Source organism: Paraburkholderia oxyphila NBRC 105797 (assembly GCF_000685075.1).
In the GTDB taxonomy this organism is placed as follows: Bacteria; Pseudomonadota; Gammaproteobacteria; order Burkholderiales; family Burkholderiaceae; genus Paraburkholderia; species Paraburkholderia oxyphila.
In genome coordinates this window covers 1-26647 of record NZ_BAYD01000064.1, presented here as the reverse complement: position 1 = coordinate 26647, position 26647 = coordinate 1, and the positions used below count along the sequence as shown (strand labels likewise).

20 protein-coding genes and 1 pseudogene are annotated in these 26647 nt (G+C 65.5%); 8 read left to right on the top strand and 13 right to left on the bottom strand.

What is annotated here, in order from left to right; all coding sequences use genetic code 11:
* Positions 1-119 precede the first annotated feature (119 nt).
* Together BO1_RS31555 and BO1_RS31550 are read right to left on the bottom strand one after the other, a co-directional pair.
* Positions 120-380: a hypothetical protein gene (locus BO1_RS31555; RefSeq protein ID WP_028220962.1), complete on the bottom strand. Its 261-nt coding sequence runs from the start codon at positions 378-380 to the stop codon at positions 120-122.
* Positions 381-610: 230 nt separating this feature from the next.
* A complete protein-coding gene (locus BO1_RS31550; protein WP_028220961.1) occupies positions 611-964 on the bottom strand; it encodes a BON domain-containing protein in 354 nt (117 codons plus the stop codon).
* 635 nt (positions 965-1599) lie between these two features.
* On the opposite strand from BO1_RS31550, the gene BO1_RS53580 reads away from it, so the two are divergent.
* From BO1_RS53580 to BO1_RS53575, 3 genes are all read left to right on the top strand, one after another.
* Positions 1600-3129: a TAXI family TRAP transporter solute-binding subunit gene (locus BO1_RS53580; protein ID WP_043287386.1), complete on the top strand. Its 1530-nt coding sequence runs from the start codon at positions 1600-1602 to the stop codon at positions 3127-3129.
* Positions 3130-3259: 130 nt separating this feature from the next.
* Positions 3260-3913 (top strand): 2-hydroxychromene-2-carboxylate isomerase, encoded by a 654-nt coding sequence (locus tag BO1_RS31540; RefSeq protein ID WP_028220960.1) that lies wholly within the window; start codon positions 3260-3262, stop codon positions 3911-3913.
* A 216-nt stretch (positions 3914-4129) separates the two neighbouring features.
* Positions 4130-5149: a LysR family transcriptional regulator gene (locus BO1_RS53575; protein ID WP_043287383.1), complete on the top strand. Its 1020-nt coding sequence runs from the start codon at positions 4130-4132 to the stop codon at positions 5147-5149.
* Between the two features lie 188 nt (positions 5150-5337).
* Here BO1_RS53575 and xdhC read toward each other — a convergent pair whose 3' ends face one another.
* The 3 genes from xdhC to xdhA are packed head-to-tail and all read right to left on the bottom strand — an operon-like array spanning position 5338 to position 9956.
* Positions 5338-5934, bottom strand: a complete 597-nt coding sequence (gene xdhC, locus BO1_RS53570) for a xanthine dehydrogenase accessory protein XdhC (RefSeq protein WP_043287381.1) — start codon at positions 5932-5934, stop codon at positions 5338-5340.
* A 58-nt stretch (positions 5935-5992) separates the two neighbouring features.
* Positions 5993-8347 (bottom strand): xanthine dehydrogenase molybdopterin binding subunit, encoded by a 2355-nt coding sequence (gene xdhB / locus BO1_RS31525; RefSeq protein WP_028220959.1) that lies wholly within the window; start codon positions 8345-8347, stop codon positions 5993-5995.
* Positions 8348-8384: 37 nt separating this feature from the next.
* Positions 8385-9956, bottom strand: a complete 1572-nt coding sequence (gene xdhA / locus BO1_RS31520; protein ID WP_043287379.1) for a xanthine dehydrogenase small subunit — start codon at positions 9954-9956, stop codon at positions 8385-8387.
* 491 nt (positions 9957-10447) lie between these two features.
* On the opposite strand from xdhA, the gene BO1_RS31515 reads away from it, so the two are divergent.
* Positions 10448-11674: an MFS transporter gene (locus BO1_RS31515; protein WP_028220957.1), complete on the top strand. Its 1227-nt coding sequence runs from the start codon at positions 10448-10450 to the stop codon at positions 11672-11674.
* Positions 11675-11797: 123 nt separating this feature from the next.
* Here the strand turns inward: BO1_RS31515 and BO1_RS31510 are convergent, their stop codons facing one another.
* The 3 genes from BO1_RS31510 to aspT (BO1_RS31495) all read right to left on the bottom strand — a co-directional run bounded on the left by BO1_RS31510 (position 11798) and on the right by aspT (BO1_RS31495) (position 17165).
* A complete protein-coding gene (locus tag BO1_RS31510; protein WP_028220956.1) occupies positions 11798-13456 on the bottom strand; it encodes a bifunctional aspartate transaminase/aspartate 4-decarboxylase in 1659 nt (552 codons plus the stop codon).
* A 143-nt stretch (positions 13457-13599) separates the two neighbouring features.
* Entirely contained in the window at positions 13600-15285 is a 1686-nt protein-coding gene (aspT, locus tag BO1_RS31505; protein WP_028220955.1) for an aspartate-alanine antiporter, read from the bottom strand.
* A 197-nt stretch (positions 15286-15482) separates the two neighbouring features.
* Positions 15483-17165: an aspartate-alanine antiporter gene (gene aspT, locus BO1_RS31495; RefSeq protein WP_028220954.1), complete on the bottom strand. Its 1683-nt coding sequence runs from the start codon at positions 17163-17165 to the stop codon at positions 15483-15485.
* Between the two features lie 592 nt (positions 17166-17757).
* On the opposite strand from aspT (BO1_RS31495), the gene BO1_RS53565 reads away from it, so the two are divergent.
* Positions 17758-18798 (top strand): LysR family transcriptional regulator, encoded by a 1041-nt coding sequence (locus tag BO1_RS53565; RefSeq protein ID WP_063744732.1) that lies wholly within the window; start codon positions 17758-17760, stop codon positions 18796-18798.
* A 104-nt stretch (positions 18799-18902) separates the two neighbouring features.
* Here BO1_RS53565 and BO1_RS53560 read toward each other — a convergent pair whose 3' ends face one another.
* Positions 18903-19445 carry a plasmid fertility inhibition factor family protein gene (locus tag BO1_RS53560; RefSeq protein WP_407670023.1) on the bottom strand — a complete coding sequence of 181 codons (543 nt, stop codon included), beginning with the start codon at positions 19443-19445 and terminating at the stop codon, positions 18903-18905.
* A 121-nt stretch (positions 19446-19566) separates the two neighbouring features.
* Between BO1_RS53560 and BO1_RS31480 the strand changes: the two genes are divergently transcribed.
* The 3 genes from BO1_RS31480 to BO1_RS31470 all read left to right on the top strand — a co-directional run bounded on the left by BO1_RS31480 (position 19567) and on the right by BO1_RS31470 (position 23268).
* A complete protein-coding gene (locus BO1_RS31480) occupies positions 19567-20394 on the top strand; it encodes a crotonase/enoyl-CoA hydratase family protein (RefSeq protein ID WP_043287376.1) in 828 nt (275 codons plus the stop codon).
* 319 nt (positions 20395-20713) lie between these two features.
* Positions 20714-21898, top strand: a complete 1185-nt coding sequence (locus tag BO1_RS31475) for an MFS transporter (RefSeq protein WP_028220952.1) — start codon at positions 20714-20716, stop codon at positions 21896-21898.
* 152 nt (positions 21899-22050) lie between these two features.
* Positions 22051-23268 carry an MFS transporter gene (locus BO1_RS31470; protein WP_407670025.1) on the top strand — a complete coding sequence of 406 codons (1218 nt, stop codon included), beginning with the start codon at positions 22051-22053 and terminating at the stop codon, positions 23266-23268.
* A 188-nt stretch (positions 23269-23456) separates the two neighbouring features.
* On the opposite strand, the gene BO1_RS53555 is transcribed toward BO1_RS31470, so the two are convergent.
* The 4 genes and pseudogenes from BO1_RS53555 to BO1_RS62130 all read right to left on the bottom strand — a co-directional run.
* The gene (locus BO1_RS53555; RefSeq protein ID WP_043287374.1) at positions 23457-24089 is read right to left on the bottom strand and encodes a group II intron maturase-specific domain-containing protein; all 633 of its coding nucleotides are present in this window, start codon (positions 24087-24089) and stop codon (positions 23457-23459) included.
* On the bottom strand, positions 24073-25782 hold the full coding sequence (locus tag BO1_RS53550) for a recombinase family protein (protein WP_043287373.1): 1710 nt from the start codon (positions 25780-25782) through the stop codon (positions 24073-24075). Before BO1_RS53550 ends, BO1_RS53555 begins: the two co-directional genes overlap by 17 nt.
* Positions 25783-25925: 143 nt before the next feature.
* Positions 25926-26255: a hypothetical protein gene (locus tag BO1_RS62135; RefSeq protein WP_043287372.1), complete on the bottom strand. Its 330-nt coding sequence runs from the start codon at positions 26253-26255 to the stop codon at positions 25926-25928.
* A 76-nt stretch (positions 26256-26331) separates the two neighbouring features.
* Positions 26332-26647 (bottom strand): annotated as a pseudogene (locus tag BO1_RS62130) (reverse transcriptase domain-containing protein); the annotation flags it as partial.

Sequence of the window (26647 nt, the reverse complement as noted above, 5' to 3'; positions counted from 1 at the left end):
CGCGGCGCGTGCGAACGCGCCTCTCCCCGCCCTGCGTGACGCCGTTCGGCGCGCGCGCATACGGTCGCCCGCGCGGCTCGCAGGCCGCGCGGAGAGCTTTTCAGCAGGGGCGCCGCCGTTCAGGCGTGCGGCGCGCTGCTGAAGAAGCGGCCATTCAGATCGGTCTCGAACTGGCGCAGCCACTGTCCGCGCGCGTCGATGCGGTACGCCTGGGCCCAGGCGCCGCGCCGCACGATCACGAATTCGCCATGCTCGGGGTCATCGGGATCCGTCTCTCCATGCACGTCGAAGTGAATCGGAGCGAAGCCGTGCCGCGCGCACGCCAGCTCAAACGCCGCCCGGTCAACGAGCGGCAAGTCGGTGTAGGTATGGATAGTCATGGCGTTTCCCCGCAGTGTAGCCATGCGTGAACTCGCAGAGCCCGCGCAATTAGAAGGTATACCCCCAATCGCAGGACTGGAGTGTGTCAGTCCGCACATGCGCCGCCCGCCAGCCATCCGCGCCGCCGTCGCGCCGAAAAAAAGCCCCGGCAACGTGCCGGGGCCTGTTCGCGCGGTTCGTGCCCGCGGTTCGCACCCGTCTGGCGCGCAACCGCGGGCAGTATGACGTTTTACTGCTGCTTGACCGTCAGCTTGTTCGTCACCGACTTCACGCCAGCCACGCCCTGTGCGACCTGGCCGGCCTGGTCGATCTGGCCCTGATCGGGCACGGTGCCGGTCAGCGTGACTGCGCCGCTGCGCGAGCGCACCGTGATGTCCTTGACGTCGAGGCCCTGCGCCTTCGAGAGCGCCTTGCGCACCGTATAGCCGAGCTTGCGGTCGACCTTCTTGGCCGAGGCCGGGGGCGCGGCCATCGTCGTGGCGGCCGCGCCGCTGGCCGCCGAGTTGTCCTGGGCATACACGCTGCAGGCGACCGTCACGCAGGCCACTGCAGTCAGCGTCTTCAGAAAAGCGACCGATTTCATGTTTTCTCCTTGTTGCTTTCGCGTTGTTGCTTCACTCGTTGCGAGGATGGACCGCCACGCGGCTGCCGGACGGACGGACTCGCCGTCCGCCAGACCGGGTCTGACGGCTTCGTTACGACACCCACGGGCAGCGTGCGAGCGCGCACCGCGCGCCCACGGACACTGTCATGGCCTGGACACGCTGCGGCGAGAGGCAAGGATTGATATGGCACGCGAACGCAGACGAGCGCGTCGCGACGGCAGGGGCGGCGCACAGCGCCTGCATCGATTGCCTGATTATGCCAGGTAGCTTGTTATCGGCTGGACGGCCTTGCGGCGCGTACCGCATGGCGCAAGCGCCATGGCGATCCACAATTTAGCCTGGGTGCGGCGCGAGTGCAAAGGGTTTAGCGGAGCGCCCCCGGCGGTGCGCCCTCGGCGCGGCGCCTTCGCAGGAGCGGCATCGGCGGCGCGGGTCGTGCGATGGCAGCGCGCATGCCGTTGCAACGGCCAATCTCATGTAACATCGGCGGGCATATCGGCGTGGGCGTACCGGCAGGGGTGTACCCACCAGCGCCGGCAAGATCCCCGGCGCGATCCCGGACGCACCGCGCCGCGCAACGTTTCCCCAAACTCCCGAGGCCCGCCATTCCGCAATGAAGTTCCGTACCGGCCGCAAACCTCCTCCCCGTCTCGTCGCGCGCTTCGTGGCGATTTCGTGGCGCGACCTGGCCGTCACGTTCGGCCCCATCCTGCTGATAAGCGCTGGCGCGATCTGGCTGGCCGTGCGCCTGATCCAGCCCGCGCCGCCCAGCACGCTCACGATGAGCGCGGGCCCCAAGGGCAGCACGTTCTGGAATGCCGCGCAGAAGTACAAGACGATCCTGGCGCAAAACAACATCACCCTGAACGTGCTCGAATCGGAAGGGTCGGCGCAGAACCTCCAGCGTCTTGCCGATCCGGCCTCGCATGTGGACGTCGCGTTCGTCCAGGACGGGCTCTCGACCAAGCCGCCCGCGGGCCTCGTCTCGCTCGGCAGCGTGGCGTACGTGCCCCTCGTGGTGTTCTATCACGGGCCACCTGTGAGGCTGCTCTCGGAGTTCGAGGGCGAGCGCATCGCCATCGGCGCCGAGGGCAGCGGCACGCGTGAGCTCGCACTCACGCTGCTCAAGGCCAACGGCATCGAGCCGGGCGGCAAAACCAGGCTGCTGCCGCTCTCCGGCGACGACGCCGCACGCGCGCTCGTCGAGGGCAAGATCGACGTGGCCTTCCTCGCGGGTGACTCCGCGCAGCCGCCGGTCATGGGGCGCCTGATGCGCATGCCGGGCGTGCGCTTCTTCGACTTCGCCCAGGCCGACGCCTACGCACGGCGCTTCCCGTACCTCACGGCGATCACGATCCCGATGGGCGCGTTCGATTTCGGCCGCAACCTGCCCGCGGCGCCGCTGCACTTCATCGCGCCCACGGCGGAGCTGGTCGCGCGTGACTCGCTCCATCCGGCGCTCTCCGATCTGCTGATCGACGCGGCCAAGCAGGTGCACGGCCGCTCGACGCTCTTGCAGCGCGCGGGCGAATTCCCGGCGCCGCTCGCGCAGGACTTTCCGATCAGCGACGACGCCGCGCGCTACTACAAATCGGGCAAGAGCTTCCTGTACCGCGTGCTGCCGTTCTGGCTCGCGAGCCTCGCCGACCGCCTCATCGTCGTGCTCGTGCCGATCATCGTGGTGCTGATTCCGGGCCTGCGGCTCGTGCCGGGGCTCTATGCATGGCGGGTAAAATCACGGATCTACCGCTGGTACGGCTCGCTCATCGCGCTCGAACGCGCTGCGAACGCCGACAATTCACCCGCCGAGCGGCGCACGCTGACGCGCCAGCTCGACAAGATCGAAGAGTCGGTGAACGGCATGAAGATGCCGCTCGCCTACGCGGGCCAGTTCTACGTGTTGCGCGAGCATATCGGCTTCGTGCGCGAGCGGCTGCTGGCCGTGCGCGAACGGCTTTCGGCCATGAGCGACGATGCCGATAGCAACGCCGACCACGAAGGCAGCGAGCAGGACGAAAGCGGCGCCGCAGGCAACGCAAGCGATGACGGCCGCGAAGGCAGCGGCGTGGCGAGCAAGGACAGCGCAAGCGCCGATGCGCCACGCGAAACGCCGGCCGCAGACACGCGCACGCGAAGCACGTAAGCGAAGTCAATGACGTCGGGCACACGAGAAACATTAGCGAAAAAAAGCAGCACGCATCAGCGAATACGATCAATACTCGAATAACGGGCCGCCGATGCGGCCCACAAGAAGCCCATCTCGGAGGAACAGCATGATCAGCGGCATCGACGCCAACCGGCCGGCCTGGTTCTACGACTTCGTGTCGCCGTTCTCGTACCTGCTGCTGGAGCAATACGACAAATGGCCGGGCTTCGACTTCGCGCCCACGCCGGTGGTGTTGAGCGATCTGTACCGCCACTGGGGCACGCCATACGGCGGCTCGATCCCGGCCAAGCGCATGTTCACGTACCGGCACGCGCTGTTTCGCGCGGAGCAGCTCGGCATTCCGTTCAAGATGCCGCCCGCGCATCCGTTCGACTCGGTCAAGCCGATGCTGCTCGCCATCGCGGCCGGCGGCGAGTTTGCCTGTGTGCGCGAGATCTTCCGCTTCATCTGGCGCGAGGGACGCGATCCGTCGAGCGACGAGGGTTTCGAGCAGCTGTGCGAGCGCGTGGGCATCGCGCACGGCGAAACGATGATCGAGCAAGAGGCGGTGCGCGCGCAACTGCGCCGCAACACCAACGACGCCATCTCGATGGGCGTGTTCGGCGTGCCCACCTTCTGGATGAACAAGCAGCTCTTCTGGGGCGAGGACGCGCTGCCCATGGTGCTTTACTGCGCGCGCACGCCGAACTGGCTCGACTCGCGCGAAGTGAAGCGCATCAGCGCGCTGCCTTCGGGGCTCGTGAAGCAGGAAACGGCCTAGCAGCGGCATAGAGGCGGCCTGAAAGCGGCCTGGAAACGCTGCGCGCAGCGGGTCGGGCCGCGCAGGTCGCACCACACGGCGCTCGCGCCGGCCGGCCCTGCTGATGCCGGTCATACCCAGCGCCCTATGGCGGCCGCGCGCGCAGCAGAATAAGGTTACAAATCCCGCCGTGTGTGAGCAACGCGCGGCACCGCTCCCCACGCTTCACGCATTGCCATGGACGACACTGCCCTTTCCCTCGATATCTGGCTCGTGCGCGTGCTGCGCACGCTGCTGATCGAGCGCAGCGTCACGCAGGCCGCGCTGCGGCTGAACCAGACGCAGCCGGCGATCAGCACGGCGCTGCGGCGGCTGCGCGAGATTCTCGGCGACCCCATCCTCGTGCGCGGCAAGGCCGGCATGGTGCCGACCGAGTACGGCGAGTCGCTGCTCCAGCACGCGCAGCGCGTGCTGCGCGACGTCGACTTCGTCGCCACGCCGCACGGCGACTTCGAACCGGCGCGCTCCAAGCGCACCTTCCGCGTGGCCGCGCCCGACTATCTCAACGACTTCTTCATGCCGACGCTGATCGCCTGCTTTCGCGAAGCGGCGCCCTCGGCGCGCCTGGAGATTCTCTCGCTCTCGCCCACGCTCGATCATCACGCCGGGCTGGAATCGGGCGAAATCGACATCGTGATCGGCAACTGGCCGAAGCCCGACCCTCACTTCGCGCGCAGCGACCTGTTCACCGACAAAATCGTCTGCATGATGCGCGCCGACCACCCGCTCGCGCGCGCGCCGCTCACACGCGACGCGTATCTCGCGGCGGCGCATCTGGCGCCCACGCCCTATACCGGCGCGAACGCGAGCCCCGTCGACCTGGGCTTCGCGAAAGCGCGCGCCCAAAGGCGCATCGTCGCGACGCTGCCCTACTTCGGGCTCGCGCCCCAGGTGCTGCTGCAGTCGGACCTGATCTTCACGACCACGCGCCGCTTCGCGACGCATTACGCGCGGCTCATGCCAATCGCCGTGGCCGAGCCGCCGTTCTCGTTTCCGCGCATTCGCTGTTATCAGATGTGGCACCCGCAGCCCGATCGTCCGAGCGACATCGACTGGCTGCGCGAGCTGATCGACAAGGTGTCGGCCACGCTCACCGAACCGGTGCGCAAGGCGAAGACGCGCAAGGCGAGCGCCAGGCCCGCAACGGGCGCCGCCGGCAAGGACGCGGCGCAATCCGTGTCGGTTACTGGCAAGTAATTTCACCAGGACGAGCGCACCCGCCTGCCGATAAACGCGTCAAAGGCGCTACGTCATCGCACGGCGTAGAAGGCAAAAAAAAAGCACCCCAAGCGCAGGACCGAAGTCCAACGGTTGGGGTGTAGCTCACGGCAGACCCTGGATTTTCCGCGCCCACCGTCACATCGACGTCAGGTGGGCGCTCGATATCAAACTCTCGCAAGCATCGGCGTACTCGCCCGATGTTGTGCATCGCCGAGCGGCGCGCGCATCTGCATGAGTTGCGCGGCCACCGCCACCGCAATCGACGAAGGCGCCTTGTCGACGATGCCCGGCACACCGATCGGGCAGGTCATCTCGCTCATGTGCTCGCGCACGACGCCGCGCTCGATCAGACGGCGCTCGAACTTCACGCGTTTGGTCTTCGAGCCGATCAACCCGAACCACGCGAAATCGCGCCGCTGCATGATGCGCAGCGAAAGCTCGAAATCGAGCGCGTGATTGTGTGTCATCACGATGAAGTACGCGCCGGGGGGCGCCTCGTCGACGATTGCGGCGGGCGTGTCGGTCGCCTCGATCTGCACGTTGGGCGGCACTTCATCGGGGAACAGCTCGTCGCGCTCGTCCACCCACTGCACGACACACGGCAGCATGCCGAGCAGCGTCACGAGCGCGTGGCCCACATGGCCCGCGCCGAACAGCACGACGTGCATCGGCCCGTAGTGCGGCACCGGCGTGCCGCGCCGTCCGATCACGACGCGCCCCGTGGCGTCGATTCGTTCGCAATGATTCGTACCGCTCATCATCTTGTGAGACTCCTTCAAAACTGCGCGCTCAATCACGCTCGAGCACGCTCAATCACCTTCAAGCGCGCGCCATCGCCCGCACCGCGCGCACGCCCTTGAGGATCTCCTCGGCGGTCGCGGGCGCATTCATCGGCGGATTGAAGCGATAGTCGGCCACGCTCGCCACGGCGTCGCGCAGTGCGAAGAACACCGAGAACGGCAGCAACAGCGGCGGCTCGCCCACGGCCTTCGAGCGATGGATGCTATCTTCCGCGTTGCGGTTGTTGAAGAGCTTCACGTTGAACTCGATCGGCGTGTCGTTCACGGTCGGGATCTTGTAGGTGGACGGCGCGTGCGTCATGAGCTTGCCGTCCGGCTTCCACCAGAGCTCTTCGGTCGTGAGCCAACCCATGCCCTGAATGAAGCCGCCTTCCACCTGCCCGACGTCGAGCGCGGGGTTCAGCGACGAGCCCGCGTCGTACAGCGCGTCGGCGCGCAGCACGCGCATCTCGCCCGTGAGCGTGTCGATCACGACCTCGGAAACCGCCGCGCCATACGCGTAATAGTAGAACGGCCGGCCGCGCAGCGTTTTCTGGTCCCAGTACAGCTTGGGCGTGGCGTAGAAGCCGTCCGACCACAGTTGCACGCGTGCGAGATAGGCCTTTGCGATGAGCGCCTCAAACGGCACGATCTCGTCGCCGACGATCACGCAGTCGTTGGCAAAGCGCACATCGGCGGCGTTGACGCGGCCCTCGCCCCACGTGTTGACCGCGAGCGCGGCCAGACGCTCGCGCAACTGGCGCGCCGCATCCTGCGCGGCCTTGCCGTTGAGGTCGGTGCCCGTCGATGCGGCGGTGGCCGAAGTGTTGGCCACCTTGCTGGTGTCGGTGGCGGTCACGCGCACGCGGCCGAAGTCGATGCCGAGCTCGTGCGCCACCACCTGCGCGACCTTGGTGTTCAGGCCCTGGCCCATTTCCGTGCCGCCGTGGTTCACGAGCACGGAACCGTCGGTATAGATATGGACGAGCGCGCCCGCCTGGTTGAAGTGCGTGACGTTGAACGCAATGCCGAACTTCACCGGCGTGAGCGCGATGCCCTTCTTGAGCACGTCGTTGTTCGCATTGAATTCGCGGATCGCGGCACGGCGCGCACGATAGCCGCTCGTCTGCGCCAGTTCGTCGATGATCTCGTGAATGACGTTGTCTTCGAGCGTCTGGCCGTACGGCGTCTCGTTGTTCTCCGTCTTGCCGTAGAGGTTGCGGCGGCGCACGTCGAGCGAATCGAGGCCGAGCGAGCGTGCGACGTCGTCCATGATGTACTCGATCGCGAACGCGCCCTGCGGACCGCCGAAGCCGCGGAACGCGGTGTTCGACTGCGTGTTGGTCTTGCCGCAGTAGCCGGCGATGGAGACGTCGGGCAGCCAGTAGGCGTTGTCGAAGTGGCAGACGGCGCGCGTCATCACCGGGCCGGAGAGGTCGGCGGAGAAGCCGCAGCGCGAGGTCATGTCGACCGAAACGCCTTCGATCGTGCCCTGGTCGTCGTAGCCCACCTCATACGTATAGTGGAAATCGTGACGCTTGCCCGTGATCATCATGTCGTCGTCGCGATCCGGACGCAGCTTCACGGGGCACAGGAGCTTCCACGCGGCGAGCGCCGCGCAGCACGCGAACAGGCCCGACTGCGATTCCTTGCCGCCGAAGCCGCCGCCCATGCGCCGGCATTCCACGAGCACGTTGTGCGAGTGCACGCCCAGCACGTGCGCCACCAGATGCTGCATTTCGCTCGGGTGCTGCGTCGAGCACCAGACGTGCATGCCGTCGTCGTCCTTCGGCACCGCGTAGGCGATCTGCCCTTCCAGATAGAACTGCTCCTGGCCGCCCAGCAGCATTTCGCCTTCGTGGCGGTGCGCGGCGCGTGCGGCACGCGTGGACGCGTCGCCGCGCGCGAGTTTCATCGGCGGCAGCACGTATTGCTCGGCGGCGCGCGCCTGCTGCGCGGTGAGCACCGCAGGCAGCTCTTCGTATTGCACTTCGGCGCGGCGCGCGGCGAGGCGTGCCGTGTCGTGCGTGGTGGCCACCACGATGAACATCGGCTGGCCGACGTACTGCACGACGCCATCGGCGAGAACCGGATCGTCGTGGATGATGGGGCCACAGTCGTTCACACCGGGAATGTCGCCGGCGGTCAGCACGGCCACCACGCCCGGCGTCGCGCGGACCTTGGACAGATCCATCGAGACGATGCGCGCGTGCGACTTCTGCGAGAGGCCGAGCGCCGCGTGCAGCGTGCCCGCCACGTTCGGAATGTCGTCGGTGTAGGTGGCGCGTCCGCTCACGTGCAGATGCGCCGATTCGTGCGCACGCGAGACGTGCACCTGCGCGAATGGTTCACGCGCTTTCGCTTCTTCCAGGAACGGTTCGGCTTGCTGGTTCATTGTTTCGATCTCCGTATGTTGTCCGTTTCCTGGTGTATCAAGCTGCGCTGTGTGCAGACTCGGCCGCGACGGCGCGCACGTTGAGCGCTTGCGGCGCGAGCGGATTGTTCGGCCGCGTTTCCAGCCAGAAGCGATAAAGCGTGTTCTTCGCGGCTTCGAGGCGATAGTCGCTCGTCGCGCGCATGTCGGAGAGCGGCGCGTAGTCGTTGGCCATCGCGATCATGGCCGCCTGCGCGGTGGCTTCGTGCCATTGCGCGTCGGCGAGCACGCCTTCCGTGTGGGTCGCGCGCTTGGGCGTGGCCGCCATGCCGCCAAACGCGATGCGCGGCTCGCGGATCGTGTCGCCATCGGCGATGAACGAGAACGCTGCGCACACCGCCGAAATATCGGAGTCGAAGCGCTTCGAAATCTTGTAGGTGCGGAATTTCAGGTTCGCGCGCGCGCCGGTGCGGGTCGGCACCTTCAGCGCAAGCACGAACTCGTGCTCGGCCATGTCCTTCTTCTGGTACGCCAGGTAGAGGTCTTCGAGCGCCATCTCGCGCACCGTGTCGCCGCCGCGCAGCACCACGCGCGCGCCCAGTGCGATCAGGCCCGGCATCGAGTCGCCGATCGGCGAGCCGTTCGCGACGTTGCCGCCGATCGTGCCCGCGTTGCGGATCGGCAGCGAAGCGAAGCGCTGCCACATTTCTTCCAGCTCGGGATAGTGCTTCGCGAGTTCCGCGTAGCCACGCTCGACCGTCACGCCCGCGCCGATCTCGATCCATTCATCGCTCACGTCGATCTGGCGCATCGACTCGACCTGGCCCACGTAGACGATGTCGCCCAGTTGGCGCATCTGCTTGGTGACCCACAGGCCAATGTCGGTGCTGCCCGCGAGAATGCGCGTGTTGGGGCGCGCGGCCTTGATCTCGGCGAACGCGTCGACGGTGCGCGGCGCGTCGTATTGCTGGCCCTTGTGCTCGTAGTGGAACGTCTCGCCGCGCTCGAGCGTGGCGAGCGTCTGCGCGAGCGCCTTCACGTCGATGGGCTGTTTCGGCGTGTCGGCCTTGAACATCTGCTCGGCGGCGTCGAGGATCGGGCGATAGCCCGTGCAGCGGCACAGGTTGCCGGTCAGCGCGTTGGCGATCTCGTCGCGCGAGGGCACGCTGCAGGCCGCCTTGCCCGGGCAGCCCTGGCCAGCGTGCCCGGCATGCCCCGCCTGACCGGCGTGCTCATGGCCGTGCTTTTCGTAGAGCGCCCACATCGACATGACGAAACCGGGCGTGCAGAAGCCGCATTGCGAGCCGTGGCAGTCCACCATCGCCTGCTGCACGGGGTGCAGCGAGCCGTCGGGCTGGCGCAGGTCTTCGACGGTGAAGAGCGCCTTGCCGTCGAGCGTGGGCAGGAACTGGATGCAGGCGTTGACGGCCTTGAAGCTCACGCCGCCTTCGGCCGTGCGCTCGCCGACAACGACCGTGCACGCGCCGCAGTCGCCTTCGGCACAGCCCTCCTTGGTGCCGGTACAGCGCGCGTCTTCGCGCAGGTACTGGAGAACGGTGCGGGTGACATCGGCGTCGCTGACTTCGCGAACGGCGTTGCGGTGATAAAAGCGGATCGGCTGCTGACTCATGATTTCTGTCTCGTCGTGTTCTGCGGCTCGCTGGACTGCCCGAGGGGGTCTGCGTGTACCGCGCTTCTGTGGACGGTTCGAAAACTATCACTGCCAATATTGAGAACCCATAGGCAGAGGTACATGGGGGATATATCGTTGATGCGATAAATCGTCGGATTGCGGTTTCGCTGCACTTATGTGTAGTTGGCCGAATCGCGCTATTGGAAACCCGTTTCGTGCAAATCAGCCAATTCCGGGCCTGAGCCCGTGCACCAAGGAGAGGCAAGCAAGTCGCAGCACGCCCGCCCGGATGCCACAAGCGGCTGAAATGCGGCCATCGTCGCTCAATTCCGCTCATCTCCCCCTGAGCACGATATGCCGCGTCGGACGCGAAAACGCACGGAAAATCGCCTGTTCAACCCGTTGGAACACCTTTTCAACATCTGCGGAAGAACCGGTTCCATGGGAGAATCACGGCTTTCCCGCCGTTATCCATCCTCGTTTTCCCCATGTCCGCCGATTCAGCGCCCGAGCGCAACGCCGCGTCGACGACCTTGCAGATCATCCCGGTCGTCTTTTTCACCTTCCTCTGCTACCTGACCATCGGCATTCCGCTCGCCGTTCTGCCGGGCTACGTGCACAACGACCTCGGCTTCAGCACGATCGTGGCCGGCGGGGCGATCAGCGTGCAATACATCGCGACGCTCTGCTCGCGGGCGCTGGCCGGGCGCTCGGCCGATACGCTCGGGCCCAAGAAGACCGTGACGATCGGGATGATCGGCTGTGGCGCGAGCGGCGTGCTGTTGCTGCTCGCGACGCTCGTCGCGCACTGGCCGGCGCTCTCGCTCGCGCTGCTCGTGACGAGCCGCCTCATGCTCGGCTGCGGCGAAAGCCTGTGCGGCACAGGCGCGATTCTCTGGGGCATCGGCCGCGTGGGCACCGCGCACAACGCGCGCGTGATCTCGTGGAACGGCATCGCCACCTATGGCGCGCTCGCCATCGGCGCCCCGCTCGGCGTGGAAATGACGCATTACCTCGGTTTCTGGACGCTCGGCGTTTCGGTGATCGCGCTGGCCGCGCTGGGCTTCTGGCTCGCGCGCCCGATCGCGCCGGTGCCGATCGTGCACGGCGAGCGCATGTCGTATCGCAGCGTGCTCACGCGCGTGCTGCCGCATGGCCTCGGCCTCGCGCTCGGGTCGGCGGGCTTCGGCTCGATCGCCACCTTCATCACGCTGTTCTATGCGGCGCGCCACTGGTCCAACGCGGCCTTCTCGCTCACGCTGTTCGGGCTCATGTTCATCGGCGCGCGCCTCTTGTTCGCGAACACGATCAAGACGTTCGGCGGCTTTCGCGTGGCGATTGCATCGTTTTCGTGCGAATGCGTCGGTCTCTTGCTGCTGTGGCTCGCGCCCACGCCGCATGTCGCGCTGGTGGGCGCGGCGCTCACGGGCTTCGGCTTCGCGCTGGTGTTCCCGGCGCTGGGCGTGGAGGCTGTCGGTCTCGTGCCGGCGGCGAGCCGCGGCGCGGCACTCTCGGCCTACTCGGTGTTTCTCGACCTCTCGCTCGGCATCACCGGGCCGCTCGCGGGTTATGTCGCGAATCTGTTCGGCTATGGGTCGGTGTATCTGTTCGCGGCGATCGCAGCTGCGGCGGCCGTGGCGCTTTCGGTCTCGCTCCATCGCAAGAGCGTGCGCAACGCCGCGCAAGGCGGCACCATCGCATCGAAGGCGGAATAAGCGCGCGGCAAAAAGCAAAACCGCACCCAGCGCGTTGCGCCGGGTGCGGTTTTTTTACGCGTTGCGGCGTCCCGAATGGCCAGCCACAGCTCAATGGCCAAACGAGCGCCACCCCCGCCTTTTTTACTTCTTCACGGCATTCGGATCGAGGTTTTTGCCCGTGGCCTCGTTATAGCGCTGCACGTACTCCTCGCTGAGCTTGCGCATCGCGCGCCCGATCTTGCGATAATCCGCTTCGTTCAGGTTCGCGAGCGACACGCGGCCCGAGGGATGCGGCGTGCCGAAGCCCTTGCCCGGCAGGAGCACGACGCGCGCCTCGCTCGCGAGACGGAACAGCAGTTCGTTGGGCTGAACCTGCTTGAGCAGCCAGTCGACGAATTCACGGCCGAAGCGCTTCTCGCCCAGATACTCCATGTCGATAATCGTGTAGTAGTCGACCTGATTGGGGTCGCCCTCGTCGACGGCAATGCCCATCTCCTCGTAGAGCGCGCGCTTGCGGCTGCGGATCAGGCGCTTGAGCGCATTCTTGTAGGCGTCGGGCGTGTCCATCAACGAGAACAGCGAGAACAGCACCATCTGCACCTGCTGCGGCGTCGAGAGGCCGGCCGTGTGATTGAGCGCAACGGTGCGGCTGTCCGCCACCAGCCGGTCGATGAACTTGAGCTTGTCCGGCTCCGTCGTGATCGACTCGTAGCGATGGTGCAGTTCCTTCTTCTGCTCCTTCGAGAGCTTCGCGAGCGCGGCGTCCAGCACGTTCTCGCGATGCGTGGCGATCGCGCCCAGACGCCAGCCCGTCGCGCCGAAGTACTTCGAATAGGAGTACACGAGAATCGTGTTCTTCGGTGCCAGCGCGAAGAGCGAGACGAAGTTATCGGCGAAGGTGCCATAGACGTCATCGGTGAGCAGGATGAGGTCCGGGCGCTCCTTCACGATCTCGGCGATGTATTCGAGGCTGGCGTCGTCGATCTTGACCGAAGGCGGGTTGCTCGGATTGACGAGGAAGAATGCCTTGATCTTCGGGTCGCGCAGCTTGTCTAGCTCCTTCTTCGAGTACTGCCAGTTGTTCTCGACGGTCGCGTTCACATGCACGACGTTGAGCTGGTAGTCGTTGAGCTCGGGAATCTCGATGTACGGCGTGAAAATCGGCATGCCGAGCGCGATGGTGTCGCCCTTCTTGATCAGGAAGTTCTCGCGCATGGTGTTGAAGATGTACGTCATGGCCGCGGTGCCGCCCTCCACCGCGAACACGTCCATCTCGCCCACGAACGGATGCTTGCCGATCATCTCGCGGCGCAGGTACTGGCCGACAATGATCTCGGAGAGCTTGAGCATGCGGTCCGGCACCGGATAGTTGCAGGCCAGGATGCCTTCGCACATTTCGTAGAGGAAATCGCCCGCCGAAAGGCCCATCTGGTCGCGCACGTACGACACGGCGCCCGCCAGGAATTCGATGCCCGGCTGGCCCTTGTTCTCGCGCACGAACAAATCGAAACGCTCGACAATGCCCGCGCGCTGCGGGAAGCCGCCCACGCCCTCGGGCATATAGGCGAACGAGCGCTCCGACTCGCGCATGGCGAACAGGCCGAGTTGCCAGAAGCCGTGACGCGGAATCGTGGCGAGGAAGTTGGGATTGCCGCGGCCGGCGTTGAGCATCGAAAAGTTGGCCGGGCGCTCGGTCGCGCCGCCACCGGCCGCCTTGATCAGTTCGTCCTTGAGCTCGAACGGGCTCAGTGCCTCAAGGCCTGCCTTTTCCTTCGTGTCGTTGCCTTTACCTTTTGCCATGATGCTCTCCGTTGGAAGACGTTGGGCGTGCCGCCCTTGCTTGCGTTTGACGCCTTGCGCGCAAGCGGCACGCGGTTTCGACAGATCGATGCGCTCGGGCCTGCGCGTGTACGGCGCTGCGCGCGGCCCGTATTGACTTCATCTCATGCGAGACCGACCACAAGCGGCCCGAGCAGCGTGAGCAGCACGTTGGCGATCGCATAGGTGATGGCGAACGGCACCGTCGGCACGGCGCTCTCGGCCTTGTCGAGAATGCCGCCGAAGGCCGGGTTCGCACTGCGTGCGCCGGACAGCGCGCCCGCGAGAATCGCCGCGTTGTTGTACTTGAGCACGTAGCGGCCAAACAGCATCGTGAGGAACAGCGGCACGAGGGTCACGACCACACCGAGCAGGAAGATCGTGATGCCGCTCTGCTTGATCGTCACCACGGCCTGCAGCCCGGAATTCAGCCCCACCACCGCGACGAACGCCGCGAGACCGAAATCCTTGAGCAGTTGCGAGGCCGCCGTCGGCATCACGCCGTACATCGGATGCTTGCCGCGCATCCAGCCGAACACCAGACCCGCGAGCAGGCAGCCGCCGCCCGAGCCGAGCGTGAGCGGAATGCCTGCCACGTTGATGACGATGAGACCGATCAGCAGACCGAGCACGAGACCCACGCCCATGTAGATGAAGTCGGTCTTGTTGCTGTATGGGAGCTCATAGCCGGCCGCCTGCACGGCCCGCTTGGTGTCGGTCGACGTACCGTAGACGGTCACCACGTCGCCGTGCTCCAGCTTCGTGCCCGGCAGGACCGGCACGGGCTGCCCCGCGCGCTCGATCTTCTCGATGTACACGCCGTGGCGCTGATCGCGGTCGACGTTCTTGCGCACTTCGGCGATCGTCGTGTGATTCATGCCCTTCGCCGTGAACACCACCTGGCGCGTCTGCATCACGAGGCTCATGCCGCCCGAGTCCGGCATTTCCGGCCCGATCAGCGCGCCCACCTCGACCATCTGCTCGCGGCGGCCGACCACGAGCACGAGGTCGTCGCGGCTCAGCACGAAGTCGGGCGTGGGATCGACGAGCTTGCCCGCGCGGCGGACCTTCTCGATGGCGACGAGATCCTTCTCGGCCACTTCAATCTGCTTGACGGTCTTGCCTGCCGCCGCTTGAACCTGGAACACGCGGCCGAACAGGTCCGGCAGCGCCGAAATCTGGCCCGGACCCGCCGCGGCGTCGCCGCCGGACATCTCGCGCTCGGCGTCCATGGAGGCGTCCTTGAGGCTGCGGCCCATGAACTTCGGCAGGATGTTCACGCAGACGATGATCGCGCCAAGCGAGCCGAACACATAGGTCACCGCGTAGCCAACCGCGACATTGGCCTGCATGGCCTTCACCTGGTCGGCCGGCAAGCCCAGGCGCGCAATGGCGTCGCCCGCGGTGCCGATGATCGCCGATTGCGTCATGCCGCCTGCGGCGAGGCCGGCGGCAAGGCCCTTGTCGAGGTGAAAGAGCTTGGCGCAGACGAGCACGGTGATGAGACCCGAGACGGCCATGAACACGGCCATCGCGATCTCGCGCAGCGTCTTGCGGTTCAGCGAGTTGAAAAAGCCCGGCCCGGAGTCGTAGCCCACGGCATAAATGAAGACCGCGAACATCACCGCCTTCACGCCATTGTCGACCGTCACGCCTACCTGACTGATCACGACGGCGGCGATCAGCGACCCGCCCACGCCGCCTAGCTGGAACTTGCCGAAGTTGATCTGGCCGATCCAGTAGCCGACCGCCAGTGAGAGAAACAAGGCGATTTCCGGGGATTTATGAAAGATGTCATGTAGCCATTCCATCGTGCCCTCGCATGGGTAGAAGTAACTGCTTGCTGCCGTTGAAGTTGAACGGCCAGTTGGACGGCCAGTTGGACGACCTGTTGGGCGGCATGATGAAAGCGCGCCAGTTTTGAGATATCGCGGCCGTATTCGACCGCGGACGGGTTCGGCGCGCGCGATGTCCACTAACACCGCGCGCACCACTGCTGAAGCAAAACTCAGCCGAATTTCGTCGCGAGGCCGACCACCACAGGCCCCATGAGCGGCAACAGAATGTTCGACAGCGCATAGGTGATCGTGTAGCCGATCACCGGCGTCGAATTGCCGGTCACGCCCACGAGCGCACTGATCGCCGGCGTGCTGCACTGCTGGCCAGCAATCGCGCCGAGCAGCATCGGCGCTTCGAGCTTGAGGAACATGCGCCCGATCCACAGCGAGAGCAGGCCCGGAATGAGCACCATCAGGATGCCGGCAAGTGGCAGCGCGAGACCGTATTCGCGCACGAGCTTGATGGCGTCTGGTCCCGCCGACAGGCCCACGGCCGCGATGAAGGTCGCGAGGCCGAAGTCCTTGAGCACCTGCGCCGCAGCCGAGGGCAGCGAGCCGACCACGGGAAAATGCGAGCGCAGCCAGCCGAAGAAGAGGCCCGAGAGCAGACACCCGCCGCCCGTGCCGAGTTCGAGCGCCACGCCGCCTACCCTCACGCCGAAACGGCCGATCATCATGCCCACGAGCACGCCCAGGCCGAGGTAGACGAAGTCGGTCTTCTGGGTCTGCTGGATTACGTAGCCGAGGCGCTTCGCGCCGCGCGCGACGTCGGCGGGCGAGCCGATCAGCGTGAGCACGTCGCCGCGGTGCACCACGGTGCCGGGCAGCGCGGGCACGGTGGTGTCGAGGCGCGTGATCGCGCCCACGTAGATACCGCGCCCCGCTTCCGGATCGGCACGCTCGCGCATCTGCGCAAGCGTGAGGCCGTTGGCTTCGCGGCGCGTGAGCATCACGTCCGTGCGCTGCGCGAAGAGCTTCACGAAGCCCTCGCCGGAGACTTCGGCGCCCAGACTGCCCGCTGCCTCCACCACGGCTTCTCGCCTCCCGCCGATGAACACGATGTCGCCCATCTGCAGCACAAACTGCGCGTCAGTATTGATCTGGCGCTGCTCGCGCAGGACCTGTTCGACCGTGATGTTGTTGCCAAAGCGCGCCTCGAACGCCGAGACCTGAGTGCCCGCGGCCGGTCCGACCTCGAACGCGCGGCCCTCGAGCGGCGGCAGCGCGAGCCGCTGGCCGTCGTCGAGCACGCCGTCGCCGCCGAGCTTGCGAAAGAGACGCGCGGCCTCCTCGCGCACGTTCACGCGCATGAGAATGGGCCCAATCTGGCTCGTGAACAGCACGATGGTGATCAGGCCAAAAAGGTAGCTCACGCTATAGGCGGTCACCACGTGCGCCTGCAGCGTGCTCACCTGGGCGTCGCTCAAGCCGAGCTTCGTGATGGCCTCCGAGGCCGTGCCGATCACGGCCGACTCGGTGGCGGCGCCCGCCAGCAGCCCGGCGGCCGTGCCCGCATCGAGCTTCATCGTGACGACCGCGATCATGATGAGCGTCATGACCGAGACGATTTCGATGATCGACAGGAGTCCATAGCGCCAGCCACGCCCGACGTTTGCGAAGAACTGCGGGCCGCCCGTGAAGCCGAGCGCGAAGATGAACAGCGCAAAGGCGACGTTCTTGAGATCGGGCGAGATGCGCGCGCCCGTCTGGCCCAGCACGAGCGCGACGATCAGCGTGCCGCACACGCCGCCGAGCGAAATCGGCCCAAAGCGGATTGAACCGATCAAATAACCGAGCGCGAGGCTGACAAACAGGGCAATCTCGGGCTGCGACTTCAGCAATTCGACGATCATGTCTGGTCTGCCGATTTACGTTTTAGTTTTCAGAGAAAAGCATAAAAAAACATGCGCGCGGCATGCACATCTTTATCCCGATGCTTCGTGACATTTTGGCGCGATGCGCAAAAAAACCAGCGAACCCAAATCAAAATCGCGCGGAAAATGTTAAGCGATTCTGCAACAAAGCCTTCAATTCATTGAAAACAAACGTTCCGGAACAACCAATGCCACAGCCCCGCCAGACAGGCATTCCTCACGAAGCACACCATACAGGAAAAGCGTACTGCGCATCACTTGCGCGCCGTTGAATCAGGCAATTGGCTTCGATTGCAGGCCGCATTGCCCAATACCCTTACTCATTGCCCAATACCCTTACGCATTGCCCAATACCCTTACTACCCGGCAATTCACCCTTTACTGCACTGAAACACCGGCATCGATTGAGATAGATATTGCAATTCCTGACGACTGTCAATATTATTTTCTGACTAATAACGCGGCCACGACGCCGCAGCAAGCGTGCTCCATCGCCAAACGATACAGCCGCAATGTCGAACAGAACGCCCCTTAACCCTGTAAATGCATCAAGCATACGAGGCGAAATTCGATGAATCAAATACACGCCATGCGCGTCTTCGTCAGGGTTGCGGAATCGCAAAGCTTTCGCCGGGCCGCGCAACAACTCGACGTCTCGAATGCACTGGTCACCCGCTCGGTTGCGATGCTCGAAGCGCACCTCAATACGCGGCTCATCAACCGCACCACGCGTAATCTTTCGCTCACCGAAGCGGGGCTGCGCTATCTCGAGGGCTGCCGCAGCGTGCTCGAAGAACTCGACCACCTCGAAAACGCGCTTGCGCACACCGAGCGCGAACCGGCCGGCACGCTGCGCGTGGCGGCGGCCAGCACGCTCTCGCTCGTCACGCTCACGCCGCTCATCGACGGCTATCGGCGGCGCTATCCGCGCGTGAACGTGCACCTCACGCTGGCCGAGCGGCAAATCGATCTCGTCGAGGACCGGTTCGACGTGGGTATCGTCGCGGCCCAGCCCGCGCGCAACGGGCGCAACAACGACATGGAGGTCGTCGAGCAAGCACTCGGCGTGGCAACGTTCGTGCCATGCGCCTCACCCGGCTGGATCGCCGAGCATGGCGAACCCGCCACGCCCGCGCAGCTCGCGCGTCACGCCGCGGTGACCTTGCCCCCCGAAGAGCGCAGTGTCAGCTGGCAGTTCGCGAAACCAGGCGAGCAAGCGCAACAAATCACGCTGAGCCCGGCCTATGCGGTGAACAACATGCTGATGGTGCGGCACGCCGCGCTCGCGGGCATGGGCGTGGCGGTCGTGCCGGCGTCGCTCGTCGCCGACGACTTCGCCGCCGGCACGCTGATCCGCCTGTTGCCCGAATACGAGATCGACGACCCCGAGGCCCACATGTCGATCGTCTATCCGAACCGCCAGTATCTGCCCGCAAAAACGCTGCGCTTCGTCGATTACGCCGTCGAGCATTTCCAGTGTGCAAACGATGCCGACGGCAAAACGACGGCCTCGCCTGCTGCGGTCCTTGCCACCAGTCCAGCGGCGCGGCTGCCGATCGGTAGCACGCTCCTCGGCAGCAGTCCCGCGCTGCACGCGATGAACGGCAATTGAAGGCCGGCTGAGCACAAATCAGGCGTCGATCAGGCACCAGCCGGCACAAGCCGGACCCAGACGCAGCAGGCTCAAGGCAGTGCTTGAACGGTCGTCGAGCGCCACTATTCCTGCCGCTGCACCCCGCCTTCCCCGTCTTCATCGAGGTTTGCCGCGCCGCACAGTTCGCGCAGCAGCGGCGCTTCGCGCTCATGCACCTCCACCGGCAGCCACGTCGCGCCCGCCCATGCGAGGTAGCGCGCTCGATGCTGGCCGTTGCGAAAGGCCACCACGCCCACGTGCGCGAGGCCGAGCCAACCCGCGAGCCCGGCCGCGCGCCGCCTCGCGATCGTCACGTAGGGCATCTGCGGCACCCGCTCGTTGCGCGGGTCGAGAAACTCGCGGATGCCGCGCACCTTGCCCGCATGCCAGTCGTCGACGGGCTTGAGCACGTAGTCCGTGTCGTCGCGCTCGGCGCAGACCAGCAGCTTGTGCAGGTCGACGATCACCACTTCGTGACGCGTGCCGTCCGTCGTGAAGACGCGCTTGAAGCGCACGTGGTCGTAGGGCTGATGGGCCGGCACCGGCACGACCCAGTAGGGTCCGGACGGCTGCGGTGACGGGGTCGAAGGCATCTCGGTAGGCGTGGGCAGGGACGTCGGCGGCATGCGAAGGGCGCGTCTCTCGTAGTAGTAGTGAAAAGCGGCCTAAGCTACGAGGGATTCGTGAAATTTTCGTGACCTATGCACCATGAATGCGCAAGCTGTCTGTGCGTCAGGAAACAAGCCAATGGACAATGCGAATCCCACCCCTCCCGCTCGCACCGAAACCTTTGGCAACCACGTGCGTATCGAAGCGCGCGCTCAGGTCGCGACCATCGTGCTCGAGCGGCCCGAACGGCGCAATGCCATCGACCGCCCGGTAGCCGAGGCGCTGGCCGCCGCCTTCGCGCGCTTCGAAGCGAATCCGCAATGGCGCGCGGCGGTCCTGTTCGGCGCAGGCGGCACATTTTGCGCAGGCGCCGACCTGGGCGCGCTCAACGACGACGCAAGGCGCAACGAAGTCCACCCCGACGGCAGCGGCCCCGGCCCCCTCGGCCCCACGCGCATGATGCTCGCCAAGCCGGCCATCGCCGCCATCGCGGGATACGCCGTCGCCGGGGGCCTCGAGCTCGCGCTCCTCTGCGATCTGCGCGTCGTCGAAGAGGACGCCGTACTCGGCGTGTTCTGCCGGCGTGTGGGCGTGCCGCTCATCGATGGCGGTAGCGTACGCCTGCCGCGTCTCATTGGACTATCGCATGCACTCGATCTGATTCTCACCGGGCGCGCCGTGAACGCGCAAGAAGCGCTCGCCTTCGGCCTTGCAAACCGCGTCGTGAAGCCGGGGACGGCGCGCGAACAAGCCGAGGCGCTCGCGGCGCAACTCGCGGCATTCCCGCAGGCGGCCTTGCTGGCCGACCGCCGCTCGGCGTGGGAAAACAGCACGCTGGCCGATCTCGGCGAAGCGTTGCGCCGCGAAGGCGCAGGCGGCTATCGCGCAGTCATGGACGAAGGGCTCGCGCTGGCCGCGCGCTTCGCCGCGGGCGCGGGCCGCCATGGCGATCCGCTCGATGGCTGATTCTTCAAGGTCTGTGTGCGAGCCGCTAATGCTGCGGCGCGCCTGCGGGGCGCACCGTGGACGCAAGCTGAAGAAATCGTCAAGGCCGTCCGCGCCTCGCGACTGTTGCGTAAGAAGAACGCAAGAAAAGCGTGCCGCATGCGGCGCGGCGCATTTCAGTACAATCCCGGCTTGACTTCGGTTGCTCCGCTTTAGCCCGAAACGCCTGCAAAGTCGGGCGCGTGCAGCCCCGCTACGCACGACACGCGCGCACAGCCCGCCGCGACTCGACATCGAGCGGCGCGAACTGGACACGCGCACCTCACCACGCCACACGCCCATGCCATTGCCCCTTCTTGCCCTTGCCGTCGCCGCGTTTGGTATCGGTACCACCGAGTTCGTCATCATGGGCCTCTTGCCCGACGTCGCGCGCGACTTGAGCGTGTCGATTCCGGCGGCGGGCATGCTCGTCTCGGCCTATGCGCTCGGCGTGACGATCGGCGCGCCCATTGTTGCCATCGCCGTCGCGAACGTGCCGCGCAAAGCGGCGCTCATGCGCCTGATCGGCATCTTCATCGTCGGCAACCTGCTGTGCGCGCTCGCCCCCAACTACTCGATCCTGATGGCCGCGCGCATCGTCACCGCGTTCTGCCACGGCGCGTTCTTCGGCATCGGCTCGGTGGTCGCCGCGGGGCTCGTGGCACCCAACCGCCGCGCCCAGGCCATCGCGCTCATGTTCACCGGCCTCACGCTTGCAAACGTCCTGGGCGTGCCGCTCGGCACGGCGCTCGGCCAGCTCGCGGGCTGGCGCACCACGTTCTGGGCCGTGACCGGCATCGGCGTGCTCGCGGCGGCGGCGCTCCAGGTCTGCCTGCCCAGGCACATCGAGATGCACAAGGCGAGCCTCGTGCACGAATTCAGCGTGCTCAGGAACCCGCAGGTGCTGATGGTGCTCGGCATGAGCGTGCTGGCCTCGGCCAGCCTGTTCTCGGTGTTCACCTACATCACGCCGATCCTCGAAGATGTCACGGGCTTCTCGCCGCATGACGTCACCTTCGTGCTGCTGGTGTTCGGCCTCGGCCTCACGGTGGGCAGCACGCTCGGCGGCAAGCTCGCCGACTGGAAGCTCATGCGCTCGCTGCTCTCGCTGATTGCCGCAATTGGCGCGGTGCTCGCGGTATTTGCGTTCACGATGCACGATCAATTCGCCGCGGTCGCGACCATCTTCATGTGGGGCGTGCTCGCCTTCGCTATCGTGCCGCCGCTGCAGATGCTCATCGTGAACCGGGCGAGCGATGCGCCGAACCTCGCCTCCACGCTCAACCAGGGTGCCTTCAATCTCGGCAACGCGAGCGGCGCCTGGCTCGGCGGCGCGGCCATCAGCGCGGGCGCGCCGCTCACCGCGCTGCCGTGGGTGGGCATCCTCATGGCGTTCGCGGCGCTTGGGCTCACCTTCGTCTCGGCGCAGCTCGACCGGCGCGCGCGCCGACGCACGGCGGTGGCAGGGCCCACTTCCTGCGCCTGAGCGGCTGGCGCGCTTCGGCGTTCGCTTCGACGTCGATTTCGGCGTTCGCTTCGAGGCACACCGCAACGCACACTGCACCGCACGCTGTGCGGCGCATCACGCTTCAACCCCACTGCATCTGCGAGCGCGCGCGACGCCAGTGCACGACGCGCGTGCAGACGGCGGGCAGCGCGCCGACGCGTATCCGCTCGCCCGTAGTACGATCTGGCCCGATGAAAACCGTCCTCACGCGTGATTTCCTCGCGCTGATCCTGAGCGTGGCCGTGGTCGGCCTCGGCTCCGGCGCAACCCTGCCGCTCACCGCCCTCGCCCTCACCGACGCCGGCTACGGCACCGCCATCGTCGGCCTGCTCACCGCCGCGCAAGCGTTCGGCGGGCTCCTCGTCGTGCCGGCCACCGCGTGGATCACCACGCGCTTCGGCTCGCGCCAGGTGATCGTGGGCGCCGTGCTCGCCGTCGCCGTCGCCACCGCGCTGATGCAGTTCAGCGCGAACCTGTGGCTCTGGGCGCTCTTGCGTATGGCCTGCGGCGCGGCGCTGATGCTGCTCTTCACCATCGGCGAGGCCTGGGTCAACGAGCTCGCCGACGACACCAACCGCGGCCGCGTGGTCGGCATCTACGCGACCACCTTCACGCTGTTCCAGATGGCAGGCCCCGTGCTCGTGAGCCAGATCGCGGAATTCACGGCGTGGCGCTTCGCGATCTGCGGCGCGGTCTTCCTGATCGCGCTGCCGACGCTCGCGGCAATCCGCACGCGCGCGCAGAGTGCGGAGTCGCACGAAAAGCACGGCAGCTGGCGCCATGTCCTGCCGAAGATGCCCGCGATCATCGTCGCCACGGGGTTCTTCGCGATCTTCGACACGCTCGCGCTCTCGCTCTTGCCGCTCTTCGCGATGGGCCACGGGATCGACAGCGAGACGGCCGTGCTGTTCGCATCGGCTGTGCTCCTGGGCGACACCACCATGCAGTTCCCCATCGGCTGGCTTGCCGACCGGCTCGGCCGCGAACGCGTGCACGCGCTGATGGGCGTGCTCGTGGCGGCGCTCTTGCCGCTGCTGCCGTTGGCCGTCGCGACGCCCTGGCTGCGCTGGCCGCTGTTGTTCGTGCTGGGTGCGGCGGCGGGCTCGATCTACACGCTCTCCATCGTCGCGTGCGGCGAGCGCTTCGAGGGCGTGGCGCTCGTTTCGGCAAGCGCGCTCGTGAGCGCGGCGTGGAGCGCGGCGAGCTTCGGCGGCCCGATCGTCACCGGCGCGCTGATGGAGCACGCGGGCCGCGACGCCATGCTCTGGGTGCTGTTCGCGTGCGCGCTGCTGTTTCTCGGCACGCTGCGCTGGGAACGCACACGCGGGATTGTGCGCATGCGGGTCTAGGAGGCAAGCTCCGGCCAGTCAACTCTGCGCTGTTTGACGAGCGACAATGCGCGCCGAATTCTTCGCGCGCTGATCGAGACTCGCGTCCGGCGACCCATAATCGGGATAGAGGCAGGCCTCGCGGCCCGACCCCTCCCACACCACCGTGCGTACGGGTCCGTACACGGCGGTTCGGATCAGTTGATCGACTATGAACCGACCGATGGAAGCCCAAGCGAGCGGAAGTAGCGATTGGACAGGGCGATGCTCAGCGCAGGGCTGCAACTGAGCCGCCATACCCCGTGAGGTGAGCCCACCGTCCGGGCAGCAAGATTACGGTTAACCCCGCGCGTCGTCAGTTCCCGGAATCGGGCAGCACGGTGTTTCCACTGCTTCCAGAAGAAGCAGCGTATGCGCCGTCGGATCCACTCATCCAGTTTCCGAAGCACGCCAGGTGTCTCGCAATATCCAAAGTAACCACGCCAACCCGTCAGATAACGTTTCAGCGTACCAATCATCTGGTCGACGCCGATTCCGCGCGTGCGTTGAGTCAACTCCCGGATTCGATCCTTGAAGCGGGCCAGCGCCTTGGGCGCGATGCGCCGAGCGACCTGTTCTCGGTTCGAGAAGGTGAATCCAAGGAATTTACGCGTGTGTGGCCGCGCGACCGCGCTCTTCGCCTCGTTGACCTTCAACTTCAGCTTGCTGGTGAGGAAGGCTTTCAGCCCAGCCATCACCCGTTGACCCGCACGTTCGCTGCGTACGTAGACGTTACAGTCGTCGGCGTACCTCACGAACCGCAGTCCGCGTTGCTCAAGCAGCTTGTCAAGATCGTCGAGCATCAGATTGGACAACAGCGGTGACAGCACGCCATGGACGCAAAAGATAACTTTGGTCGGCGTGGGCGCCGTGCGCAGATCCCGGCAGGCGAGAGGGGCCTCCTCCATTTCCTCCGGGCGGTCGCATGGTGGTGGGAATCGAATGGCGAATGGTGATGCGGTCATCGGCCACCACCACTTCCTTGACGAGCAGTCTTGTGATGCGCTGACGGTCCTGAACATCGAGGGTGGCGGCACTGTTGCGCAAACGCCCGAGGAACGCTGTTAGCGTTTGCGCCAGGCGTAGGTAAGCCGCCTGGTCGACCAACTGGGCACTGAGCCCGCGCAGCTCCTCCTGAAGACTCTGCTCGCGTTGTCGAAGCGCAGGCATGCGCCGCCGTAACTCGTTCAGAGAAAGCAGGTCCTCCTGGTACGCGGTGAGCAATCGGTCCATACGTTTCTGCGCCTGCGCCAGCTCCTGAGTGACGCGGTCCTGCTGACGTCTGGCCGGACTCGAATTACGTGCCGTCTCCAAGCGTCGATCCAGTTCGGCCTGGATGAGCGAGGGGTCCTCCAGCAGGTGCACAATTTCCGACCACACGATGTGTTCCAGCAGATCGAGCCGAACAGGCTTCTGGTCACATCGGGCGTGGCCGTCGTAGCGCCAGGCGTCACTGCCCAGACAGCGGTAATAATAAATCTTGCGGGCGCTGCTACGAGTCGAGGTCCGGTACAGGGCGTAGCCGCACTGGCGGCAGTGCACAAGCCCCTGGAGAATGCTCGGTTCGCGCGTGCGACGCGAAGCGTGCTTCCTGTTGCTTTCGAGCCGTTCCTGCGCCAACGCGAAAGTATCGGGATCGACCAACGCGGGAACCGGAATCCCGATCCATTGATCGCGCGGCAGTTCGTGATTGGCGCTGTTGCGCGTGGGTAGACCGCCGCGCTGGCGCAACGTCCGGTTGTTGGTGCGCTCCCGCGCGGCAAGTTGGGTCTTGCCGAAGCAGGCCATGCCACGATAGGCAGGATTGCGAAGGATGGCCCAGACAGTGGAGTGCTCCCAGCATGCCGCGCCCTTCCTTGTGGGAACGCCCAGTTCGCTCAACCGACGCGCGATCGCATTGATGCTAAACCTACCTGTCGTGTATAGATCGTAGATCTGGCGGACTACCTGCGCCTCGGCATCGATCACCGCGTAGCGCGCCGGCTGTTCCTCGCTTTTGCGTTCATAGCGGTAACCGTAGGGCGCGCCACTGAGCACGCTGACTTCGCCTTGCTTCGCACGGTGCCGCTTACCTCGCCTCGAGCGTTCGAGGATCTGGGCCCGTTCGTACTCAGCGATCATCCCCTGGAACTGCAACAGCAATTGATCTTCCGGCGTGCCCGAGTGCGGCGCCTTGACGAATATCGTCGCCACGCCGTGGCGAGCTAATTCCTCGATGAGCAGCACCTGGTAGGCATATTTACGACTCAGGCGATCGGGGGCGAGTGCCAGCACCGCCTGAATCTCGCCCGCCGCCGCCAGGTCGCGCACCCGCTCCAGTCCAGGCCTCACCAGGCTTGCGCCGCTGTAGCCTTCGTCCTGGAAGATCCACTCATCCGGCACGCTGTAGCCTTCGCTTCGGGCAAACTCCACCAGCGCCGCCGTCTGACTGGCGATGGTCTTCTCCTCCTTCTGCTGATCGGACGATACCCGGGCGTAGATCGCGGCAACCTTCATCGGCCTCTCCATTGAGTCCAGCTTGCTCTCCGGTGCGGCGTACACGATCCGGCACCAGGATGTCATAGACTTGCCCGAGTTTCTTCGCCAGCAGGCGATCAAACGCATATTCCAGGTCAACGTGATGGCTGCGCGGGCGGCGATTAGCCACGCCCACCAGCCTTCGCTAGCAAAGCATGGACGGCACGCGTGAGCGCTTCGCCCATCGTCAAATCATTGGCCTGGGCGTATGCGCGCAACGTGAGTGCAACGTCTGCAGGGACCTTGAACGTGATCGGAATGGCAGGCTCGGCCACGGCTACCGGAGACGACAAGTGCTGTGCCTCTTGTAAATAACGGTAGGCCTGGCGCCGCGAAATCCTGTGCTGCTCGGCCATGAATCCGGCTGCCTCGTTGAGGCTGCAACCATCGGCAAGCAGATGAAAGGCGGCATTCAAACGCTGAGCCCTTACGGAAAGAGTTGAGCGCGACATATGACGTTTTTATATTACTTCTTGTGACGCAAATCAAGGACTGATTCGGACCGGCACAGCGGAATCTGCCTCTCAAACTCAAAGTTATCTTTTGCGTCCATGGCGTGAGCGGACCACCCTGAGGCGTCCCCTCCTCCGTTGCGCCAACCAGCCCGTGTTCCATCACGCCTGCCGTCAGGAACGAGCGGATCAGCTTCAGGACGCGCCTGTCGCTCACCCGCTTTGCCACCCGACTCATCAGGATATCGTGGCTCACGCGATCGAAAAATTTCTCCAGATCCAAATCTATAACCCAGCAATGCCCCGCCTGGATATAGCTTTGTGCCTTTGCCACCGCCTGATGCGCCGAACGTCCCGGACGGAAGCCATAACTGGATTCCGAGAACGTCGGG